15 protein-coding genes and 1 tRNA gene are annotated in these 24,150 nt (G+C 35.1%); 1 reads left to right on the top strand and 15 read right to left on the bottom strand.

From position 1 onward, the window contains the following. Positions 1 to 24 precede the first annotated feature (24 nt). The 15 genes from ACVBAX_RS06365 to ACVBAX_RS06295 all read right to left on the bottom strand — a co-directional run bounded on the left by ACVBAX_RS06365 (position 25) and on the right by ACVBAX_RS06295 (position 22,439). Complete coding sequence (locus tag ACVBAX_RS06365) at positions 25 to 1,335, bottom strand: Gfo/Idh/MocA family protein (protein ID WP_447116291.1); 1,311 nt, start codon at positions 1,333 to 1,335, stop codon at positions 25 to 27. Positions 1,336 to 1,441: 106 nt separating this feature from the next. Further along, positions 1,442 to 2,278: a sugar phosphate isomerase/epimerase family protein gene (locus tag ACVBAX_RS06360; RefSeq protein WP_447116290.1), complete on the bottom strand. Its 837-nt coding sequence runs from the start codon at positions 2,276 to 2,278 to the stop codon at positions 1,442 to 1,444. Between the two features lie 37 nt (positions 2,279 to 2,315). Then, positions 2,316 to 3,401, bottom strand: a complete 1,086-nt coding sequence (bglB, locus tag ACVBAX_RS06355) for a beta-galactosidase BglB (RefSeq protein WP_447116289.1) — start codon at positions 3,399 to 3,401, stop codon at positions 2,316 to 2,318. A 394-nt stretch (positions 3,402 to 3,795) separates the two neighbouring features. Next, a complete protein-coding gene (locus ACVBAX_RS06350; RefSeq protein ID WP_447116288.1) occupies positions 3,796 to 8,259 on the bottom strand; it encodes a hypothetical protein in 4,464 nt (1,487 codons plus the stop codon). Continuing rightward, the gene (locus ACVBAX_RS06345; protein WP_447116287.1) at positions 8,237 to 8,983 is read right to left on the bottom strand and encodes a DUF6063 family protein; all 747 of its coding nucleotides are present in this window, start codon (positions 8,981 to 8,983) and stop codon (positions 8,237 to 8,239) included. The genes ACVBAX_RS06350 and ACVBAX_RS06345 overlap by 23 nt, the downstream gene beginning before the upstream one ends. Beyond that, positions 8,980 to 10,494, bottom strand: coding sequence for a hypothetical protein (locus ACVBAX_RS06340; RefSeq protein ID WP_447116286.1), 1,515 nt, complete (start codon positions 10,492 to 10,494; stop codon positions 8,980 to 8,982). The genes ACVBAX_RS06345 and ACVBAX_RS06340 overlap by 4 nt, the downstream gene beginning before the upstream one ends. After that, on the bottom strand, positions 10,485 to 11,558 hold the full coding sequence (locus ACVBAX_RS06335; RefSeq protein ID WP_447116285.1) for a Wadjet anti-phage system protein JetD domain-containing protein: 1,074 nt from the start codon (positions 11,556 to 11,558) through the stop codon (positions 10,485 to 10,487). The genes ACVBAX_RS06340 and ACVBAX_RS06335 overlap by 10 nt, the downstream gene beginning before the upstream one ends. 485 nt (positions 11,559 to 12,043) lie before the next feature. Further along, positions 12,044 to 12,763, bottom strand: a complete 720-nt coding sequence (gene istB, locus ACVBAX_RS06330) for an IS21-like element helper ATPase IstB (protein WP_098798734.1) — start codon at positions 12,761 to 12,763, stop codon at positions 12,044 to 12,046. Beyond that, positions 12,760 to 14,265, bottom strand: a complete 1,506-nt coding sequence (gene istA, locus ACVBAX_RS06325) for an IS21 family transposase (RefSeq protein WP_098798736.1) — start codon at positions 14,263 to 14,265, stop codon at positions 12,760 to 12,762. Before istA ends, istB begins: the two co-directional genes overlap by 4 nt. Before the next feature lie 599 nt (positions 14,266 to 14,864). Next, a tRNA-Sec gene (locus ACVBAX_RS06320) sits at positions 14,865 to 14,961 on the bottom strand. 194 nt (positions 14,962 to 15,155) lie between these two features. After that, on the bottom strand, positions 15,156 to 18,266 hold the full coding sequence (locus ACVBAX_RS06315) for an AAA family ATPase (RefSeq protein WP_447116284.1): 3,111 nt from the start codon (positions 18,264 to 18,266) through the stop codon (positions 15,156 to 15,158). After that, on the bottom strand, positions 18,256 to 18,807 hold the full coding sequence (locus tag ACVBAX_RS06310) for an ABC-three component system middle component 1 (protein WP_447116283.1): 552 nt from the start codon (positions 18,805 to 18,807) through the stop codon (positions 18,256 to 18,258). Before ACVBAX_RS06310 ends, ACVBAX_RS06315 begins: the two co-directional genes overlap by 11 nt. Then, positions 18,797 to 20,128, bottom strand: a complete 1,332-nt coding sequence (locus ACVBAX_RS06305; RefSeq protein WP_447116282.1) for an ABC-three component system protein — start codon at positions 20,126 to 20,128, stop codon at positions 18,797 to 18,799. Before ACVBAX_RS06305 ends, ACVBAX_RS06310 begins: the two co-directional genes overlap by 11 nt. A 2-nt stretch (positions 20,129 to 20,130) precedes the next feature. Continuing rightward, positions 20,131 to 21,192 carry a ComEC/Rec2 family competence protein gene (locus tag ACVBAX_RS06300; RefSeq protein WP_447116281.1) on the bottom strand — a complete coding sequence of 354 codons (1,062 nt, stop codon included), beginning with the start codon at positions 21,190 to 21,192 and terminating at the stop codon, positions 20,131 to 20,133. Positions 21,193 to 21,875: 683 nt separating this feature from the next. Further along, positions 21,876 to 22,439, bottom strand: coding sequence for a tyrosine-type recombinase/integrase (locus ACVBAX_RS06295; protein WP_447116280.1), 564 nt, complete (start codon positions 22,437 to 22,439; stop codon positions 21,876 to 21,878). A 627-nt stretch (positions 22,440 to 23,066) separates the two neighbouring features. On the opposite strand from ACVBAX_RS06295, the gene ACVBAX_RS06290 reads away from it, so the two are divergent. Further along, entirely contained in the window at positions 23,067 to 23,951 is an 885-nt protein-coding gene (locus tag ACVBAX_RS06290) for a hypothetical protein (RefSeq protein ID WP_447116279.1), read from the top strand. Positions 23,952 to 24,150 lie beyond the last annotated feature (199 nt).

Below are 24,150 nucleotides of genomic sequence, written 5' to 3'. Positions count from 1 at the left end.
TTTTATCCTCCTTTTGCTGGTTATCTACTTTGTTAAAGAAAAATCTGCGTTATTTCGTAATAAGTCTTCTATCTTATATGGCTTATTTTCTTTTACAGAACGCCATACCCCTTCACCAACAGCAATGGAATACGCTCCTGCTTCTGCACCTGCTAAAATCGGGTATGAGCGCGTTTGATCGACTCCTAAGAACAGATCCTCCAACAAAACTGGATCTCCTCCCCCATGGCCTCCTCCAGTTTGAAGAACATGAATCGTCTCCTTGGCCCCGCCAAATAACGGATAAAACTCAATCGTCTGTTCAGGGACCACAAACGGAATTCGGCTTGGCTCATGGTATTCAGTTGTTTCAATTCTTCCTTTCGTACCGTTTATCGCTAATCGATAGCCTTCATACGGAAGAGAGAAGTTTACGGAATAACTCAAAAACGCACCTTTGTCATACTTTACAGTCGCCACATAGGTATCTTCAATTTCAATAGAATGATCGAAAATACATGAATCCGGACGGTAATGCGTATAGTTTTGTGCTGACTTTTCAATGCTATCTGCTTTAATATGGTCATCTTTCGCATTCACATTATTTCTGCGGTCGGACCAGCGCATATAGTAATGACACAAATGTTTTTCATCGCATGTACTGCAATAACGGTTGTTTGTTGGACTTGGATTAAATTCTCCGTCTTTTCCAAAATAATGGAGGGCTCCATAGGCAAACACTTCTTCGGGTTTTTGATCAAGCCACCAATTGACAAGGTCAAAATGGTGAGTAGACTTATGAATTGATAATCCTCCTGAAAAATCCCGATTACGGTTCCATCTTTTGAAATAGCTGGCACCATGGTATGTATCTATATACCAATTCAGATCAACAGACGTGACTTTTCCGATTTTCCCTTCTAAAATCAACTCTTTAATTTTTCGATGGAACGGATTATATCGATAATTGAAGGCAACAATCACCTTACCTTTGCTCACCTTTTCCGCCTCTATGATTCTTCTAGCATCTTTTGCATTTGTAACCATTGGTTTTTCTGTAATAACGTCTAGGTTTCTCTCTAATCCTTGCAATATATAATTGATATGGGTATCATCTCTACTTGTGACAATCACCGTATCAGGATTTGTTTCGTCGATCATTTGTTGAAAATGATCGGGTTCATATGTGGGAATCGCTAGTAATTCCGGAAAGCGCTCTTTGCAAAGTTCGATTCTTCGATTATCGGAATCAAGTAATCCTACAATTTGATTATGTGAACCAAATTGTTGAAGGATGGAATAAACGAACATTCCTAATGCTCGATTACTTAATCCGCATACAACAATTTTCTTCATGGTTCTTCCCCCAATTAGTAACCAAAGTTTTTTAATAAAGAATATCTGGACTTAAATCTTACTCGAATGAACTTCCCTGTCCGAATCAGACCCGCTTTTCAAAATACTAAAACAATTCATATCTTTCCTTTAAAAAAGCCACACTTTCATTAATATAAGGCTCCTTCGTTTCTTCTAATAAAATATTCATATATGGTTTCTTTTCTTTAATCTGTTTTAAAATGAAATCATAGTTTAATAATCCCTTACCCACTGCAGTCGTTGTGAGTTGGTTATTTTTGATGATAAAATCCTTTGCATGCAGAACGACTACCCGATCACCGAATAACTCCATTGCTTCCTGAAAAATCTCATCCTGATTCTCATACGTATCAATCGTTAACAGATTTACTGGATCAAGAATAACTTGAAGATTATTCGAAGGGATGGTATCTAACAATCTCTTCATTACACTTGGCGAATAGATAGGATGATTCACACCTGCTTCAATACCTACAATCACACCAAATTTTTCAGCTTCTTGAACAAGTTCACGAACACTTTCAACTACTTCTAAAAAAGGTTCCTCTTTAAAATTATCCTCTGTATAGATGATGTCTGCGTTTACATTACCCGTTTCGGTTGCGACAATACTGCACCCAAAATCCCTTGCAAAGCGGATATGCTCTTTAAATCGTTCGATTCCTTTTCTCCTCTCCACAAGGTCTGGGTGGATCATATTAAAATAGCAACCTAATACAGCAATTTGGACATGTTGATTCGAAAATTCATTCCCAATATATCTGGCTAACCCAGGACTTAAACTACCTAATTCTGTATTAATAATATCGAATGATTTACTCAGCGCTAACTGTACAGAGGTAAGCCCCTTCCCAGCTATTTCTCTTACTAACTCTTCTAGCGGACGGTTTTCAATATCATGAGCTCTAATGCCAATATTCATTTCGTTCACCTCACCTTATTTAATAACCCTAACTCTTTTAGATTCTGTGATATAAGTATTCTACTAATGAAAGAATGGCCATTGATTGTCCATATGGCATGGCAGTGACTGGTATTTGCTTGTAAAACTCTTGTGTATCTCCCATTGCAGTTCCAGCTGAAACTTTCTCTAATTCTCCATTTTCATTAATATTTTCTATAACGGCTGAAATAGCCTTTAATCCCATATTCAAGTATCTTTTTGGAACATAGCGTTTACGAACGGATCTTAGCGTTCCATACGCAAAACCAGCGGTACAGGAGGCTTCTACATAGGAACTTGGATCTAGCAACAAGGTGTGCCATAAACCATTTTCATTTTGGCATAACTCAAGAGCGTCCAATTGTTGCTCCAGCGTATCCGTTAATATTTGACGAACGGCGTCTGTCTCATCTAAATCAACTAAATCTAGAAATTCCGGAATGGCAATCGTCACCCATGAATTTCCACGTCCCCATAACGCTTCAGCAAAATTGTGATTGCCTTCAAACGTCCAGCCATGGAACCATAAACCTGTCTTTTTATCAGACAAATATTTGATATGTATTAAAAATTGTTTTTTTGCCTCTTCCACATATTCGGGCTTGTTAAGCAATAAGCCGATCTTCGTTAGTGGCATAACACTCATCATTAGCGTGTCATCCCATAATTGCTGATAGTTTTCGGAACCGAAAACTACGTGCTGAATTCCCCCACCTTTTGTTCTTGGCATATCATGATATAACCAGTCCCCCCATGTTTCTAAATAAGGAAGGTATGTGGGATTACCTGTTTCTTCATATAAAAATGCAAGCGTTAACATTTGTACCATCGTGTTAACATTTTTCTCAACTGGATGCTCTTTGAACTGATCATCGAACCATTTGATAATAATTGATAAAATCTCTTCTTTTTTCGTTAATTTATAATATTTCATCATGCCATATAGGCCGACCCCTGCTGTCCATTCCCAATAATTAAAACTCTTGTTATCGATTTTTCTTCCATCTGCAAGTGGAATCGCATATTTCCCGTCTGGATCATTTAGGTTAATCAGGTTATCAATTAGCAGCTCTATTTTCTGTTCAATTTCATGTCTTTGCATGTTGATTACCTCCTTCGTATATAGTTGGTTAAAGGAAATGTGTAAAAGAATACATGGTATAAAGATTCAACTCTATTATATGGGTACGATTTAGTGGATAAAATTTAAAATTCAGTTTTTTTATAACAAAAAACAGTGTTTTCAAATGTTATAAATACAAAAAAAACCACCTTCGTATATAAGGTGGGTTAAAAAAAGGTTGATTTCCGCTCCAGGCGCTTGCTTTCCGGGGGGCTTTCGTCGAGCCTCCTCGTCGCTAGCTCCTGCGGGGTCTCGCCTGTAAAGCTAATCCCCCAGGAGTCAAGCACCTTCCGCTCCAATCAACTAGTATAATATTTAATCATTAAATCAAAGATCAATGAATTATGTCAAAAACTAAATAATCCTTTAAAACCTATTGAACAACTTCTTCTCCTTGAAATATCCGAAATGCTGGAACGATGGTGTCGGAGACTATTTCTTTTCCTTTTTCACGAATGAAGTCCAATTTATAGTAGGAGTCGAATCGTTGGCTGATTTCTGTTTTCACCAGTTCGGGCGGTGTGACGACGATGAATTGGAATTTTAACTTATCGGCAACTGCAAAGATCGGGTCAAGTACATGTGTGGATGCAGCTTGTCCGAACGGATTATCACAGACTAAAGGAACCCAGCTTTGATCGGTTTCGCTTTTAACTGATAATAACATCATCATCATAACCATACGGGCTGATAACTTTTGTCCACCACTGCCATCCGATTTTGTCTTAGAACCTTGATTAATGGTCTGCCAAGTGGAGTAATGCTCTCTTTGCGGTTTCCCATACATAAAGGCATTATCCGTTCTCATATTATAGACAAGTAGCTCAGGATATCGATTTCTTAGTGATACAAACAAAATTTGCTCGTCACTAATAAGCTGTTTAATTTCCTGATCTAATAATCGATTATGATCATCAATCATATCAAATTGCTTCGTAATTTTATTTATGGCCGATACAAAGTGCTGTTTTAGGAGCGGTTCGATATCTTCCGCCTTTTTAGGCAAGATGTCTTCTTTTAATTGGACGAGTGGGAAAGATCCTCGTTCATTTTTCAGCTTCATTTTCGCAATCATAGAACGAATGGCTTCTGAAATACTCATTACTTTCATACTAGCTCGACTAGCCCAGAAGTTTTGAGCCTTTTCTGCCCTCTCTTTGTCACGTTCTAATTGTTCTAAGCCACTTTGTGAGAACCGCTTCATATTTTTCACAATACTTTGAATATGCGAGTAATGCCTTGTATCCATATGGTCTAATGTAGTTAAAACTTCATTCTTAAAACGAATCTCCCAATCCTTTCCTTCAATTGCAAGCTTTAGGTTACGCAAGGATTGATCAATTTTCGCATGCTTTTCTTGTCCTTCTTCTAGAATCTCTTGATGTTCTTCACACCAGGATAAGATACACGCTTTCCCTTTAGTCTTAATTTTTTCTAGCTCATGATCGGTAAATGCTGCTGCCTCTTCCTTTAAGATCACTGATAGAGTTAACAAGTCTCCTTCATAACTTGCAATATTTGTTTCTGTTTCTTTCTGACGTTTTTCCGTCTTCTTTAATGAATCCTTCGTTATCTTCGTTTGGTCTTTAATTTCTACTTCCTTCACTTCTAAGTCAAGATCTGCCCATTCTTCAGGCTGTTTTTCATGCTTTACTATCTTTTTGCCTGTCTTTTCGCGTTGTTCGGTCGCATGCTGTAAGGACGTTTCTGCTACCGTTACAGCCGTTCCTTGTTCACGCTCTTCCTTTTCCGCAGCCTTTGCTTCCTTCTGTGCCGTTTGCATCATATTTTCTAATATGCTAATCGGTTCATCAGGTTCAGAGGCTTTTTCCCACTCCTCATTTGCTGCTTTGAGTTTTTTCTCTAATTTTGTTTGCTGCTTTTGTTCAGTTTCTTTCTTTGCTTGAATAACGAGTAATTCTCTAGCTTGTTCTTCTTTTGATTTTTGAAGCTGTTTCAACTCTTCAATTCTCCCATTTATCTCTTCTAATAAATGAGTGGATAGGCGCGGAACTTCTTCACTTTGGTCTACTTTTTCATCAGGAGGAAAAGCCGCTCCTTCAATAAAGAAGGCAATCTCCCTGATATTCTGTTCTGTTGTCAGCTTCCATTCTACATACGTATGATTCCACTTGGTTTGTAACTCCACAATCTGTTGGTGCTCTTTTCCTAATACTTGCTGTTGTAGGACCAAGGCTTCTTTTTGTTTCTCTTTTTCTTCTTTCACCCGTTTATTTTCTTGATGAAGGGTTTTTTCTTTTTCAAAATCCTCTAATGTTTCCACATCTTTTGTAAGTTTTTCTATTTTTCGCTTTGTATGTTCCAATTGCTCTTTTAACTGAAGCTGTAATTCCTTTTCCTTTTCTTGCTGTATGGTGATTTCCTGTAAATTTGCTTTCTTAGCAAGAAGAGCGTTCTGTTCCTGATTTAGGTTTTTTTCAATATCACTTGATAACTGACCTGATAGAAACCGATCGATTTCTTTTAACATACGACGTAAAGAGTTTTCTGTTTTTTCAATCTCAATAAGTGTATCTTTCTTTTCTTCTATTTGTTTAGCAATACTAATTTTCCAGTGGGTGAATTGATTTTTATCCGATAACAGCTCTTTCTCGGTTCCGTTAATGATGACAAAGGATGGTTGGTGATTGTCGCTGTTCATTTCCTCACGCATAAAAATCGGAACAGGACTTTTAAACATTCTTCCTGATAGAACCTGCTGATTAATTTTTTGCCATTGATGCTGGCTTACGACTAAACCATATGGAAGGAGCGGATACGATAAGCAATAGTTCGCCATATCTTTTGCACGTAATGATTGAAGAAACTGAGTACCATAAAACACATCAATACCTGTCTTCTCGTCGATCCATTCTTTTAATTCTTTCACATCTTTATTTGCAATCCAGAAACCCTCATCATTTAAGGAATGATCGAGCTGCGTTTCCCAAAGTTCTTTTTTAATTTGTTCTCCTTGTTGTCTGTTACACGCCAGAAGTTCTTCTATCTGTAACGCATACTTTGATAAAAGAGAGTGAGTAAACGGTGCAGTGACATCATCCAATAAACCATGAAGTTTATCCAATAATTTTGATTCTCTTTGCTCTTGTTGGTCTTTTGCTATCTTTAATTCCGCACACTTTTCTTCTGAAAACTGAATGGATTGGACAAGCGTACCATGGGAAGAGGCTAGTGAATTTTGCTTTTCACTAGATTCTTTATCTTTTGCTTGTATCTCTTCTAAGGTAGCCTTTTTGTCCTCAATTTGTTTAGAGAAAGATTCGACCAAGCCCTTTAAGTCATAGGTTAAGCGGTCGCCAAATTCTTTGATGAGTGCTGCATCTTTTGATTCAAAGGCATGTATTTGTGTATATAAAAAATCCATTTCCGTACTAATTTGAGCTATTTCTTTTGTCTTCTGCTTATCCTGTTGCGTGAGCTCCGTTTCTTTTTTCTTTAAGAACTTTTGATAGCCCAAGTACTGCCTAACACCTTCTTGTATAGTTAGATAGGAATGCTCCCATTGTTCTGCTACTTCTTTCTTGATTTCATCCATTCTTTGATTCACTTGCTCTAAGCCACTATTTTGCTCTAATATGGCAATTTGCTGTGACAGGGAGCGAATCGTTTGTTCGTTCTCACTCCACTCTTTCAATAATAACTGAAAGACGAGCTGTTCTTTTCGTTCCAGTTTCTCTTTCACTATTTCTTGAGAGGAGGTGTGTTTTTTTCTTTCTTCTACTAATTTCTTATCCCACGCCATGACCTCTCGATGAGCTTTTGCATACTCCAAATTATCTTTTTGATAGCGTAGGTCTTCTTGCTTGAGTGTTAACTTCTCTATGTCTTTTTCTAACGTAAGTAACATTTCCGTTTCTGTTGTCTTCAAATGTTCTAATGCACCTAGAAGTTGTCTTCCGACCTTGATACTTTCCTGAACAATTTCTTTATGTTCGACCCCTTTTGCTAAATGCTCTTCAAAGGGAACAATATCTTCTAAAAATTCTTTATGGGCTTGCTCTCTTTTTAAAAGAACAGGCAGATCCTTGGCAATACTAGCCTGACTCTTAAAAATCTCGACCAAATCATTCTTTTGGTGTTCCGTTCGATGTAAGACTTGACTAACGGTAGGAATAATTCGTTTTTGGAAAAGAGAATGATCATCTTCGGCTCCCTCAAAGTATTTTCCTACTCCGCCCTCGTCCTTATTGATATCCTTCATAATATCCCAATCTTTACGGTTAATGCCGTATGTATCAAGGATACGATTGTGCTTCTTCATATCCTTATAAACGTCATATCCATTCCATTTCAGATAATCCTTTAAGCTTTCACTGTCAGCAACCTCATCATTTTCATACAGTGGAATATGCTCAACGGCAGCCTCTTCTTTCCGTTCAAATTCTCTCGTGTAAAATGTAATATTGGGAAGAATCTTTGCTTCCTGTTCTAAAGATTTATTTTCGGCTCCGCCTTCTTCACTCATCGAGATCCTTTGTTCAGCAGAGAACATTCCTCCAGTAATTAGATGTCTCCGATCAGCACCGTCTAATTCCCATTGAATGAGAACATGAAAGGTATAAGGAATAAACTGCTCTTTATTATTAAAGAAAAATTGCTGATAATAACGATTATTTTGTTTTCCCCAAGACGTTCCAGGTTTGAGGATTTGAAAGACCGTTTGCAGAAACACACCTTTTCCGCCCCCGTTCATCATAGCGATCAGACCATTAGTTGACGTTTCTTCATTATGGAAGTTAAAGGTCGTATCTTTGTATTGCTTTTGCATGCCATCATACTTCAGGCCAACAATTCTAATTCGATGGATTTTCGGCATGCTCATTCTCCTCTGTTGTCATTAATTTCTTTAATACTTCATATCGGTCATAATCATGATACAAGTATTCAATTCTTTCAAAAAGCTCTTGTTTTGGAATCACCTTTGGAATATCATCCCTATCAAGTAGGACGATTAACCCTTCCGTCTCTAATAACCGCATAGAGCTGGCAATTAATCCGATTCTCGTTCTTCTATTGCCTTTTTTCATCCCATAATCCTCGGTATCGACCTCCATGTATTTCCATGTGGTCACCATTTCCTTCATATCCAGTCGTTCTTCCTCACCAAAGTTTGGTTTCTCTTTAAGAATCTTCTCCCAATTCATCATCAAATCATTAACATACCGTTCCAAGGCATAATAGCTAATGCCTTCCCGTTTCGTTCGAATTTTTGCCGCCTGATTGCGGTCTATACTTGCTAAGAAAGACATGATGATAACGCTAATTAGATGAAAATGTTTTTTCGTTTCGATTTGGCGGTGCTTCTCTTTCATATGAGTGAAATTCGTTGCGAATACCGAGCCCGTTGGCTGAACGACTAAATGAATGCGTTTGGGTGATTCAATGATATACGTGCCTGATTCGTCTGCTAATAATAAAACCGTCTGTCTGACTTCTGGATCAAAGAAAGTTTGGAAGTGTTCACTATTTTCGTCAATCACTTTATCTTTTAATAACGTAAAATAGACCGCTGACGCTTTTTTGATTGTTTCTGCATTCATCGTTTCTCCTCCTCTATACAAATTTTAAAAGGGGTAATTTTCGTTTGATACCATACAAAAGGTTCCGCTTGAGGATCAAACATAGTAAAGATCTTCAACCCTTCAAACACTTGAAACTGTGGATATTCATTCATTAATTTGTGCAGGAGGATTTCTCTCTCATCGCTCAGTGTTTCTTCCTTCCGGTGCAACACTTGAACTTTTAAAGGCTTTTTATCAAACATCATCCATAAATCAATCGTTTCAGATTCCTCGAACCACAAATCCTGTACTTCTAATGGCATGGTTGCAAGATCGGATAATGAAAACTCTTTATTTGTTTGTAAAAACTGAAAAACATAACTCCACGCCTTAATTACCGAATCCCAGTTCGTTACTCGCAGGCGAGTTTCGTTTTCTTCTGCTTCTTCTATCACTTCAATATCCGATAAGTGTTGCTCTTCGAATTCTTGTTCTCCCCAAATCCAATCAAGAGGCAATATAAACTCATTCCTCGGTGAAAATATGGGAGATAGAACGTTCTCTATAGCCTTAAAATCCTGAACGCCTTCTTTAAATAACCAATTTTCATACACATGCTCGCGAAAGGAAACCATGCTTTTTTCCCAGAACAATGAAGGGTTTTCAGCTTTTAATTTCAGTTCATACGATATATTTTGAATAACAAGCTTTGCAAAACGATCATGCAATTGCCTTGTATGACCTATTTTTTCTTGGAGAAGAATCAATTCCCTCTGAATAGAGTCATCTTCTTCATTTCTGCGCTTCGTTTTTTCGATCATACTAGTAATCGTTCGAAAGTGATTTTTTTCCTCTTCAAATTGCTTTTCTATTTCCACACGATTGTCTGCTCTTTGTCTTTCCTCTTCAACCAATAAAATTTTGGGATTGTTGATCATTTCCTTTTGGAAGGTGAATTCATTTGCCATTAAGCGGTTAACTCGTGAAATGAGGTGATCGAGGTTTCGAGTAGCTTTTCTAAAATTACCGTTTTTTATCAATTGCATACTATAGAGCTGTTCAATCGTTATCGAGAATTCCTCAGCCATTTCTCGGCTCATAAATATCATTTCTTGAGCGACATCGGTTAATTTATAAACGATCGAGCCGCCTATTTCGAGATTCGTATATAATTCATCCATTGTGACATATCGGAAAGTTTGCGTTTCCCAAGATTGCCTTATTTCGTCGTAATATAAGGCTTCAAATGGCCTACTATATTCTTCTTTCCCTTGATATAAAAGACCACTCGTGATTCGTTCAATCTGTTTATCGTCAGCTAAAAGTCTCATTTGTTTAATCGAATCTTCGACCATATACTTAATATCTGATTTGCTTCTATGATCATCATCATTTAATTCTCTATAAAAAATAGTGAGGAGCACTTGCATGAGGATGGTTTGGATATGAGGTTTTAATTCCCCCACTTCCATTCCTCTTCCAAGCTCAAACAGAGGATTTAATCGCTGCATTCGCTGGGCGAAGCCTTCCCATGATTCGTTCACATCCATCTCCTCCATGTTTCAATTGTTAATACTTCTTGCGGAATCCGCTTATTTTCCTGCCATAATTCTAGCAATAATGCTTGTTCTTCTTCGGTGAACCATTGGAAAAAGGAATCACGGTATTTTGCATTTTGCGTCTGACCAGATTTCTGGTCATTTCTTCGTTCTATACATTCAAGCATTTTACGATATATCTTTAAGGCAGGCTGAATACAGCACTCTGGATACTTTTCAATAAGTCGAACCAAGATTCCATATCCTGAAGCATCTAAATCTCCTATGTAATAAAACAGATAGGATTTGGGCGGAAACATTCGAAAGAAAAAGGAAAAACTACGTTCAATCTTTGTCCCTTCCCCATAAATAATGAGTTCTGGTTCATAATCCAGTAAATTATCCTCCAATAACTTAATGGAAGTATGAAAGAAAGATAGATTCTCAACAATTAGTACCCTCTGAACATCTTTTATTTCTTTTCCTTGTTTCATCCAAAATACAAAAGGCTCTCCATAGCTCACCATTTTTAATTGCTCTTCCAGTACTCCAATTCTACCTAAAAAACCTTTACCCTCAGGGAAACTCTCACTATCTAGTAAAAATTTTTCATAACCAAACAGCTCCAAGCTTCTTTCTTCAATTGAAACGATGTCTCGATCCTGATTACTTTGGAGAAATGTATACACATTCTGGATTCGGTTCCATTCCTCTACCGTTTGCCATTCAGGATGACGTTCATAAAATGAAAAATCAAACTGATCACTTAACTTCATCATCTCCAAACGATCCCACTTGGTAGACTGAACTTTTATATTCACCCAGTAATATAAGGGTAACGCCGGTGTTCTGCCATTGTTTTGATTATTTTGTATAGGAATTAATTGCCCTTCCGCCTGCAATGTTTCAATGGAATGATAAAACAACGAATAACCATCCATCTCAAAATAATCATCCATCAGCTTACGCAACTGAAGCTCTAAATCGTTAATATTAATCTTCTTTTTTTGTTTAGGGTGTTGAATATCTCCAATAAAACCTCTCACCCGTGTTTCAATGATATCTATCGTATTCACCCACTTGCTTTACTTCGTGTCAAACTCCTACTTCTATCCTATTTGGACGTCCTATTATTATAAACTAGTTGGTCGGTTGTTTGTAAGTGAATTGTTTGGGTAAAAAAAAGGAAACCTTTCTAGATTTCATTTCATAGCGAAAAAAAACGCACGAGTGGAACACACTGTGCGGTGAATAAATCTTCCTATTAATCTTTTTACACTACTTATTTTTATTATGCTAGTTATGCTCTAATGAGGTAAGAGTTGGAGGTATGACCTTGTTTATCCAAACTTGGAAGACAACGACCCAATTATAGTTGGACAATCACCCAAAAATATCCAGCCAAATATAATATCGTGAAAACTAAGATTGAAATAGGGAGTGATTGTTTTTGTATTATCGTCAACCATCTGAGGAATGTGTATGGAATTGTATTTGGCAACTAAAAAATGCATTAAACGGCAGTTAAAAATGTAGCCACTTGTCAACTTGTCTTAATTCACTAATTTTGTAAAATAGATTCTCTGTAACGATGACTATCACCATTGAACACTACAAGATGCGAGTGGTGAATGAGTCGGTCAATGACGGCCTCTGTCAATATAGGATCGCCAAAGACATGGTTCCATTGACCAAACTGAAGATTAGTTGTAATGATGATACTCTTTGCCTCATAACACATTGAAATTACTTGAAACAGTAATTCTCCTCCCTGTTTATGTAGAGGGATATAGCCCAACTCATCAAGTATCAAGCAATCTAGTTTTTCGATCTGCTTAAACAGTTTGCTTAACGTGCCCTTTTCATTGGCATCGAGAAGACGGTTGACCAGTCCTGCCACAGTGTAGAATTTGACTGATTTGCCATACTTCTGTATGGCATTTAAGCCGATCAGTGTTGCTAAATATGTTTTCCCTGCGCCCACTCCACCATAGAAAATGGCATTCTCTTGTTGATCCATAAATTCACCATTCAAGAGAGAATCTCTTGTTAGCCCGCCGGGCAATTGAACTTCTGTCCAATCAAATGGTTTTCCTTTCACTTTAGGAAGGGTAGCTTGAGTCAGTAATAAATTGGTTTTTCGTTCCTCTCTTTGTTGGATTTCCTCCTCAAAAAGCTTAAGTAAAAAGTCTTCATGAGTTGTTGCCTGTACCTCATGATAATGTTCTCTAATCCAACTGAGTTTTAATCGCTTCGCATAGGACTGAATCTGCTGGTTCAATGTCTTGTCACTCCTTTATGGAGCTGGTCATAACGATCAAGTCCTCTAGTCGCTTTAGGTAGTTCTGGTAACGCTATTGCTGGTCTTATCTCACTTCGCACTCCTCGACCGTTAATAAGCTGGTAGAATACCTGTTTAATAGCTTCGATAGAGGGGTGTCCATGCTCTGAAGCGATGACAAGAGCCTGTGTTATTAAGGTGAAATCGTAATCTTTTAATATGGTCGACAATAAACGTAATGCTTCAGGCTTTTCAGCCACCGTGCAGGACTGAAAATACATTTTCCATTCATCGGGTAGCTGTTCATAAAAGCTAGTATACTTAAGTGCCGTAGGGCGTTTGGCCATTAAGTTTAAATAAGGCTGCCATTTCATCGATTTGCGGTATTGTCCATACAATCGAGAATGACTTACTACCAATTGATGCTCATCATTTAATATCTCAACGGTGTTGTAGGATATCTTAACTAATACCTTGCTTTGTGCATACCTCGGTGAAGTGGAATACAGATTTAAATCTAATTTTATGTATCCATACTTATCGGCTTTCAATGTTTCATATCTAACACACTCGTATTCCTTGGAAGGTAGTTGTAGAAAGGCAGCCTTGTCCTCTTCAAACAGATTAGATATTAAACTTTCTTTTTGGTAATGCTTTCGATTTCTATCATTCTCAGCTTTTTCCCACAACTTCATATTCAACTCATCAAGCTCAATAATTGAAAGACTAGGGAGAAGGAAGTTATTCCTCACATACTTTACCATTGATTCTACGTGCCCCTTTTCATTCCCACTATTAGGATTACAAAACTCGCACTCAAACCCATAATGGAGAACGAAGTTTTCAAACTCATCCGTTAGTTGCCGTTCACCATTCGGCAGGATCTTCTTTACGGCAGGGGACAGGTTGTCAAACCGAATTGCTTTTGGCACTCCTCCCATATGATGAAAGACTCTCTTCATTCCCTCAAGGAAACACTCCTTGTTCTGAGAAGGAAATACCTGAAAATAAAAACCATTACTCGAAGGGAAAGACATCACTAGGTATGGCAAGACTAACTCTTCACCTGCGTATATAAACGGAGCTTCCCCGAAGTCCACCTGTGCTGTTCCTGGAATAGACTCTAATTGAAGTGCAGCTTGTTCTGACTCCTGTAATAACTCCTTTTTCTTGAAAGAAACATAATCCCGAACGGTACGATCAGAACCTTTGAATTCATGAAGCTCTTTTAACATTTCCCACATTCTCTTAGCTGTTCTTCGAAATTTCTTTTTCTTACGCAAGTCGTCCTTAATCCAATCATCTAGGATAGATTTTACTGGACCTAATACAGGAGCTTGTCTTGTTTGAACCTTCTTTATCTGTTCGTTAAAGTCTTCTAAATCTGCATACTTCTTAACCGTTCTAGGATCCTTTCCCGTTCTTTTTGCTACATCTGTATAAGTGCAATCTTTATTATTAACCTCATGTCTGATATACTTAATCTCGGCCACTGCCAACATCTCCTTAATACCTCCTGCGCTTGTTTGTCCCAACAGGAAGTGTATGTGTATTTTGGAATGTTGACAAGTGGTTTTTTTAATTTGTGCAGGCCCCTCGGGGCCTGCACAAATTAAATGCCGAACCTTACATTTTTATAATGCCATAAACATGGAATTGCATTTTAATGGGCGGGCAGAGATTTGAATGTGAAGAAATATGTCGTATGAATCCTTCGAGTGGTAATTATTACTCGTACAATACTTACTTAACGCCAACAACATACACACCTGCATCACCTTATAATACACAGCCATATCATTATGGGAGTTATCCATATTCTTTTTACTATGGTTTTTTACCTGAGGATGATCCATGTGTTCAAGAATGCAGAAGATTAAACATCCCTACTTTAAACTGTTGCTATCGTTGTGGATATTGCTAACCAAAAGAAGCCGATTTCTTATATCAAGACATCGGCTTCCTTATGACACACTAGTACAACCAGATGGTCACACTTTGACTATGAAATTTGCAAAAAAATACTAGTTAGATCTTAAGCTTATCCCGATACAATTCACAATCAAAAAACTGTTCAAACCGTTGATAACACTAAAATATATGGCGGGACTGCCTGGGAATCGAACCCAGCTATCCTGGCACGCAGGACACAAGCGGTTTTGAAGACCGTGGAGGACACCAGTACCCCAATCAGCCCCGATAAACACCATTAAATCAACGTTTTGCACAATACTCGTACGGTTTTCTATTGAATTCCTATACGGTTTTACTCTTAATTACCACGGTTCTAATTATGAATTATCTGAACCCTATTTTCAAGGTCAATATTTACGAAAAAAGAGAAAACCACTAATATGTGTTTTCCCCTTATTTCAGATCTCTACTAATTTGTTTACTTTATTTTACCGAATGACTCCAATTCAATAAACTTAGATTTAGTAAAGCTAGGATCCATTTTTCTCTTAATTAACTTATAAAAATTTTCATTATGGGTTGAAAGAATTACTTGTTTATCTAAATCATTGGTAATGGTTCTTAATAGATCTATAAAAGAGAGGATATTCAAGTTATCTAAATGTTGTATAGGATCATCCATAAAAATTGTATTTAACCCTTCTTCTTTCATAATAAGTCCCTTCGCTAGAAATATGCTTAAAGATAAAATATTTACTTGGGCTGCACTGAAGTATAATATTGGGGCTAGTTTTTCTTCTCTGCTTGAAGCATATATATTTAATTCCGGTTTTTCTTTAGTGAAATCTGTTTCAAACGCTATATTATTAAAATCAGGATGGGGGTCTATACGTTGATAGATACTATTAATTGAATCCAAATTAAATGTATTTCCAATTTTATTTTTAATATGATTCGTTATATACTCTTTAGCCCTTAAAAGTTCTTCACTTCCCCTGATTAAAACTGTTAGTTCTTCTTCTAGATCTCTTTTTTTTGATTCTTTATTTTTTAATGCAATATTATTTTCAATATACTTCGTAAACTCATTAAGTTCATTTAGAACTGATATCCCTTTATCAATGCGATTTATCTCAGAAACTAAATTTTCATGGCTAGTGTAAATCTCAACCTCTGCCTCTGTCACTACATCTTTTTCTAATAGAGTTTTAAACTTTAACTCATAACTATCAATATAATTTTTAAATTCTTGGTAACTTTTCTGTTTTTCCTCATATTGCGTCTTTTTTTCTTGCAGATTTATAGTTCCTAATTCTTTATTTAATATATTTATTTGATTTAAAATTATTCGCCTATTATTTAGCTGTACTAGTAAATCCTGTCTATTCATTTCATATACTTCTTGTATTTTATCTATATTACTTTCAACGTTTAAATCTTCAATAAGTTTATTAACTCTGTTTAAAATATTGTTTTCCTTTAGTTCACTAATTCTATTTTTATTAGATTGTATTTCTTGTTCTTTAAGTTTAACCGTCTTGGAAAAATCCGTATGATTATTAAATTTCTCGTTTACCTTCTTATTATATTCCTCAATAGAAACATTATAATTTATTAACTTTGAATTAAGAGTATATTTAAAATCATTAATGTAGATTTGATCGTTGTTTTTAACATCTAATCCTAAGTTCTCAAAGAAACTTATTAAATTCTCTTCTTCAAGGGATATTTTATTTAACTTAGAATTGATTTTGTCATTTATTATGTTATTAGAAATTATTTTTTCTTCATTATTCATTTCTGTTTCAAGTAGGTTATTTATCTCCTCTTCTACCTTTAATCTAAATGATTTTACAATTTTATTTAGATTATTATCTTCCTCTTTTATTACTTCCGTAAGTCCCTCTATTTCTTTCCTTATTCTGTTTAAACTATCAACCTCTAAGAAATTTTTATCCACATTTTTTATTAAAGTCTCAAAGTTTTCATATTCTTTTTTACATAAAGGACAAGAAACAGAACGGGAGTCCTCTATAAATTTTTTTCCAACTTTAAAAATAGTATTTAACTGTTCGTTTAGTTCTCCTAATTTAGTATATTCTAGTTCAAGTTGCTTTAATTCTTTTTCCCTTTTTACTTTAATTTCATAACTCTCTTTAATTTGGTTAATAATAGTTCCAAATTGTGTATATTCATTATTAATGTTAATTATGTTTTTCACATCATATGTACGAAGAGACTCAAACTTTAACTTATTTTTCATAATTTCTTGTTTGTTGTTCCATCGAATAGAAATTAAATCTTTAATTTGTATTGATCTTTTTGATAAATGAGATTTTCTATTTTGTAAGCTATTATAATATTCAAGGTTAATATCCAGTTTAGAATAATTTTTTTCAGTATCCTCTCTCATTTTCATTATAGTAGCTAACTCATTCTTAGTTTGAGTTAATTGTTGTTCTTCTAAGAGTCTAAGGGTATTAAATTTAGAAATCTCCTTAGTCAATACGCTATTTGACTCCTCCAATTTAGAAATTTTCTTCAGTATTTCTTGGAAATTATTAAATTGATCTAACAATTCTTTTAAGCTTTTATATTTTCTAATTAGGACATAGATCTGAGATACAATAACATTTAAATAATTAAGTCTTTCTTCTCTATTATTAAATTTTGTCAATGAAGTATTTATCTCTTCTATATCCTCTTTAATCTGAACAAGTTCATTTTTCTTATTGTTATACAATTCGAAGTTCTGAACTAAGTATTCAGATGTTAATAATTTATTTTCTACTTTAAGTCTTTTTGATTTCAGCCTGGAATTTGACAAGATTATTAAACTGATATATGCCTCTGCATTACTACTCTTACTGAACTCTGGTAAATCTAAATCTTCTAATTTGGTTTGATTAAACTTTTTTACTAGGTTGTTTATTTCAATAATAATATTTGATCTAAGTACTAAACTTTCTATCTCTTTGTTTATTTCCTGAAGCTGTTCTCTAATATTTTTTTGTTTTTTTTCAGATTCAATATTCATACCTAATATACTCTTAAATAATTCGGAATCGTTCGCATCGTCCCAAAAGTTTGTTAAAGTGTCATATCTGTCTTTAGGAGTAACCGAACGAAGGAAAGAATCTATCTTATCTTGTCCTAGGATTGACTGCGTTGAAAATTCGGAGAAATTAATATTACTAAAAATATCTGGATTTGAAATCAGGTCTCCCTCGGCATAATCAGTTTTCCTACCATTTTTTCCAATTACTTTAGTATTCTTCTCTAAAGTCTGTCCATTATCAGCAATCAATCGTACTGTTCCATATTCTTTACCACTTTTTCTATTTTTTAAAATTTCCCCCTTCTCACTTTCAGCAGTATTTTTAAGAATAGAATTATTGGATATTCTATTTATACTTCCCGTTAAAACCCATTCCACTCCATCAATAAACGAGGTCTTACCATAACCATTAGGTCCATAAATGACAATAAGGTTGGCAACTTCCCCTGATTTAGTTAGAAAGTTAAAAAGCTGCCTATCCTGGTAAATTCTAAAAGCTTCTAATTCTATCCCTTTTAATTTAAAATTCATTTTTTAACAACTCCAGATACTTAGTTAATAAAACTGCAGGCTTTTCTCTATGATTATTTTTAATTACTTTAAATAAAGTACCGTATTTTGTTTCTAATGACTTTGAAAGGGGTTCGTTTTTATAGCTTGTTCTAGAAGTATAGTTAATGTTTAAGTTGAATAGCTTCTCATTTATAATAGAATCAATTTTTCTTTTATCTACGGGACTTTTAACATCCTCAATGACTAATTTTCTTGAAGAATACTTATTTTGTTCGATTAAATAACGTGTCTGACTATCGACACTGCCTTCGACTAAGAACAATACGTAAATATTCCATATTTCAATATTTCTTTCTAAATCTGTTTGGAAGTAAATTGCTATGTCACCACAGATTTCTTTCCAAACATCTACTAATTTTTTCTGATCATCTAATATAATTGTAAATATATAAAGATTATATTTATCTTCAGTTTTGACTCGACATTCAACCAAATCAAATAAATTATTTCCACTATCCTTTTTTATATTATTAATTATTTCAGGTTTACTAACGAACATTATTAAACACCTCTTTAATACTATTCTTTATTTTCTCCTCTAATTCTGATAGTGTTTGAATGTCATCATGTTTAGCAAACGAGTCTGTAAACAGATCAATATGAATAAACTGAACATCTTTCTGATGGTCCGGATCGTCAATATCTATACCTTTTTCAATTAGTTGTACGCGATATATGTCACTCAATATACGTTTTGTCCTATCCTTATTGAAACTTTTAGATCCTGGGCTACCTTCTTTAGTATTGATAACAATTAAATCATTTTTCTCAAGATCTTCGTAACAGCCAACATGCAAATCCATAATACAAGGTGATATTGTTTTATGAGAAGTAAAATACAGTTTAATATTATGGTTATAATCATTAGCATTTCTCATTAAATTAAAATTCTCTTTATCTGGGAGTTGGGACGTTTCCATATAATAGTATGTCAATAGAGAAACCCAACCTTCCCATAATTTTGGATTCAGTAATTCTCCTTCAATAAAACTATTGTATGGTAAATACAATCTTTCTCTTTGGAATGCAGCAATGTCGTTAGGTTTTAGATCTAATAATGCTTTAGCGTTCTTTTTTAAAACCGCTTTAATATAGACTTCATTACTATCAAATGCAGTATTTATATATTTTTCAAAATTTAATATTTCTTCCGGTATTAATAAAGCTAAACCTTTTTTATATAAAATCTGGTTTATAGCTGTAACGTTAAAGCCCCAAAGTCCTTGGAAAGCACCATCTTTTTCCTTCAATTCTGTAAAGATGCCTATCAAATATAAACTATTATTTAACTCTAAATATATACCTGATCCCGAATAGCCCCCCATGGTCTTCCTTGTATTATTGGTGATGTTTGAAATAGGGACTTCTGGCCTGAATTCAATAATGTATTTATCTGGATAATTAAATGAACTTTTACATTCTAAGTAATTACCTAATTTAGCAGTAGCGTCATCAGATTCTAAAATTTTCGGAAAACCATAAAGTCCAAGAGAACAATTATCTTTAGGATTAGTTGTTAACGTTTTAGGTACATCTTCAATATAATGTACTTTAATAACTGCAAGGTCTATATCTTCATCGTCATGTAAATAATAATCTAGGACTGTTAATTCAATCCCTCTAATTTCTGAAAATATTTTTATATCTTTAATCTCGAAAAATTGAGGTGTATCATCAGTCCCTTCTAAGCAGTGTTTGGCAGTTATTACATATGTATATTCATTAGTAAATGGTTGAAACAGGCACCCTGATCCCCCGGAATCAATACATTTTATACTTACAGCTAATTCTCGGTATTTAGATTTATAGTCAATAGCCACGTTTAACACCCCGTTGTATAATCGTTCGTGTTATCTAAGTAAATACAGGTTATGTTTTCGTCTGTACACTCTTGAGGAGTAAAAATTCTATCCATAGAACTATAATTAAAATAAAATGTCACCGGTTTTTTCATTTTTCTCACTATCCTAGCTAAACTTTGCTTATTTGGTAAGCCATGTTTACTTCCATCTGAACTAATAATAAATTTCTCACATTCAATTAGTTTAAGTAACTCGTCGCTTGTATTTTTTTTACTAGCATGATGAGAAATTTTCATTATGTTAACTTTTAACTTGTTCTCCTCCGAATAGCCTAAATTTTTCAGGCTTGAAACTATAGTTGATGGATGAGAATCGCCTAACATTAATAGCTTGTAGTCTTGGTACTCCAGAACAAAAGCAATGCTACTTTTATTAAATAAGGATGTATCCTCTTGAAATTCTTCTGAATAAAGTTCATCGATTGTTTTATCGTAATCGTTACTTGACGCCATCTTCCTCTTTTTTTTATTTTTCTTTTTCATTTTTTCAATTTCGGAATCCCATTTTCTATTTAACTCATTAAGAGTATCATTATCTGGAGACAATATTATAAGGTTAACAGTATCCAGATTGTATTTCTGTCCAGAATAGATAAGGTTTTTATCCCATATATTTGTTTTTTCAAGTAAACCCTCAAAGGTTAACCCTTGTCTAACACTCATCTCTTTTGATTGGGGTTCCGGGATAATTGATAAATCTCGATTAACTTCTCCACCTAGTTTACTTGAGATTAAAGTTCCAGAATTAAACCAGACTTTGTTTATAATTGAATTATTTATTTCTTTATCTTGGAACAGCTTTATTATTCCTCCAATATGATCATCATCGATATGGGTTACGACTAACAAATCGATACATAGATTGTGTTTTTCCAACCATTCAAATTGATCTTTTAACTTACTATGGCACAATTCTCCCTTCCCACCATCTATTAAAATATGTTTTATACCTATATCGTCCTTTATTCCTATTAAAAAACAATCTCCGTTTGCCGCAGGAAAAACTTTTATTGAGATACACATACACTAAGCCCTCTCTTGAAATGTCGAAATTTGGTAATAATATTATTATAAACGCTTATAAAGTAAAATTTAAGACTTAAAACATAAAAAAATGTCGATTAATAAAGTGAATTTGACCTTATTCGAAGATCAATTACACCATTTTTATCTATTATTTTACTAAAATTAGAAAAAGATATGTTCTTTTTATGGGACCAAATAAAATCTACATTCTACGATCTCGGTGCACTTATAGTATGTAAATTTCACTATCTTCCTATAAAGCTTGATGGTCGAGTATCTCGTGGTAAATGTTAACTTATCAAAACAATAACCGAATTTTAAAAAATATTATAAAAATTTTTAACGGGCCATTTGCCGGGATCCTAGGCCCCCTGGCCCCCGGTATGCCGGGATGGTTCCTGGCCACGATCGCCTGAACTGCTACGTTCGTCTTGGTGTTCCTGGGTGTGCTAAGTACCCGCCTGGTTTGGCCGGGTGCTAGCTGCTGGGGTACTTATCCTGGGCCTGGGTACTGTGTGCTTGTGCTGCCTGGGCTTGGCTTAGGCTTCGGGTCCTGGGCTGGCTTTGGGGCTTTTATATTGAGGCTGCTATGGGGTTTGTTTTTCGGCTGGGCCTAAAACGGGCAAAATCGGCCCTGTTACGGGCCTTTCACTCAGTATTCCTATGGAGAATGTGCTGTTCTAAAGTACAAAGTTGCTTAGATTGTTTTCAATCTCTTCCGCCGTGATTCCGATATAGCGTAGCGTAATTTCAGGATGGGCATGATTAAGGATTATTTGCAGCTGGGCAACGTCCTTAAATTGTTTATAGTGCCAATAGCCAAACGTTTTCCGCATCGTATGAGTTCCGATCCCCTCTGTGATCTCCGCCATTTCTGCCGCCTTATTAAGCTGCCGATATGCCTGAACCACAGTTATCGGCTTGTCTCCCTTCCTTGACGGGAATAGCCACTCAGAATCATCTAGGGTCTTTATGTATTCCTGAATCTCTCTGTATATGTTGTCTAGCTGAATGGACCTAGCCTTTTTTGTCTTTCCTTCCAAAATCATGATCCTCTTCTTTCTCTTCAGATCTTTAACTTTTAACTTCAGTAGATCGCTAATCCTTAAACCGGTATTAATGCCGGTCAAGAAAAGGATATAATCCCGATTGCTGCAGAATCGCTTAAGGGCCCATTTCATATTTTCAATTTGTTCCTTCGATCGGATCGGCTGCACGTCAATAATGTGTTCTTTTTTCGCCATCGCTGAACCCCCCTTTAAAATCAACGTTTTGAATGTAAACTTTTATTTAAAAGTATACTTATAACTCTTACTAGAGATTTTATTTCTAAGGATAAATTTTATATATATATTGAAGTCTAATATAGGGGGGAGAAACAAATGAAGAAGGAATTTATAGTAAAAGCACTAAAAAGGGCCGGCATAGCTGTCCTTCTCTTCGTTGCTGAAGAAATAAACAGACACTTCAAAGACTAAGCTTTACATGGGCTATGGTCCTTTTAAGTAATAATACGAAATTTCTTTTGATCCTTTTGGTGGTTGTGGCACCTTATTCTCTTCAATAAAGATTTTTATAGTTTCACTTAAATTGAGTAGTTTTGAATCGATAAAGAAAAAGAGAACCTGCCCACATGACATTACCCTGGCATTTCTACCCTAATAATACATTGGTGTAATAGGATTTTAGTTTATTTTCTGGAGACTGACATCCGGTGCAGCAGTTTTTGGATTTACTGCTGGATACTACCCTAAATCATTAAAATTAAAGATAGTAATCTAAACTCATCCTTTATCTATTTTTATTTCCTGCACTGTATTATTTTGTTAAAATTAACCCATCCAATTAACAACCAAAAGCAGGTGATGAAAATGCCAGGTAATAGAAGAAGAACAAATGGAGAAGAAACTTGGTACAGGCTTTTAGAATGGACTAAAGGACAAGCAGCAGCTGAAAGGCTATCTAGTCTATTAATAAATTCAGACGGCTATGAATCAATTGATCCTTCCCACCCTTTAGGTGGACGGGATGGTATTAAGGATATTAAATGTATAAAAAATAATATTGATTGGGTAGCAGGTTGTTATTTCCCTAGAGGTCAAAAATCTTTTAGATCAATTAAAGATAAGTTTTTAAGTGATCTTGAAGGTGTTACTTTGAATAACGTGGATGGATTAATCTTTATCACAAACCAGGAATTAACACTTTCAGAAAGATCTGAATTAAAAAATTCAACTGACCATCTTGTTGATATTTTCCATTTAGAAAGAAACGTTGGTATCCTGAACAGCCCAAATAACTATGGAGTTAGACTTGAATTTCTTGATATTGAAATTTCCGTAGAAGAACAACTTGCATTTTTTGCTGAACGTGATCGTAGATATGAATTACTATCACATAAGTTAGAAAGTCTAGAAAAATTCCTCTCAAAGAAAAACGTTTCAACTGATATCGAAGATGAAGAATTCCATTATGAAATGAGAACGGAAGACATAATATCAGAAGTAATTGGGGAATTACTTGATAAGATTTGGCATGAAAGGCACCTTGTTTTGAAATATAAGGTTGAACAGGGATTAGAAGAAGTTACTCCGGATATTTGGACTGGTGCCTTAAAAGCAGCAGAAAAGATCAGGGAAAAGTACGGTAAGGAAAATTTAGGACCTTATGATGATTTTGAGTGGGGAATGTTAAACGGAAAGCTTTCTGCACTACGTTGGATCTTCGGGGATGAATGGGATATGCTAGACACTTAATCAACAAAAACTTATAAAGCTTTAATACTAGGGATCTTTCTATTAAAGGAAGGTTTCTTTTTTTGTTTCAATCTTGATAAACAGATTCTACCGGCGACTAAGAACCAGTCTGACATTCGAGGTACAGACTTTTTGTGATTGGCGGCCAGACCTTCTATATTTCTCAATTAATTATCTTTTTCTAATATAACCTCTTTAC

This window comes from Robertmurraya sp. GLU-23 (assembly GCF_052983275.1).
The sequence above is the reverse complement of the archived record's forward strand: the minus strand, read 5'-3'. Positions and strand labels throughout refer to the sequence as shown.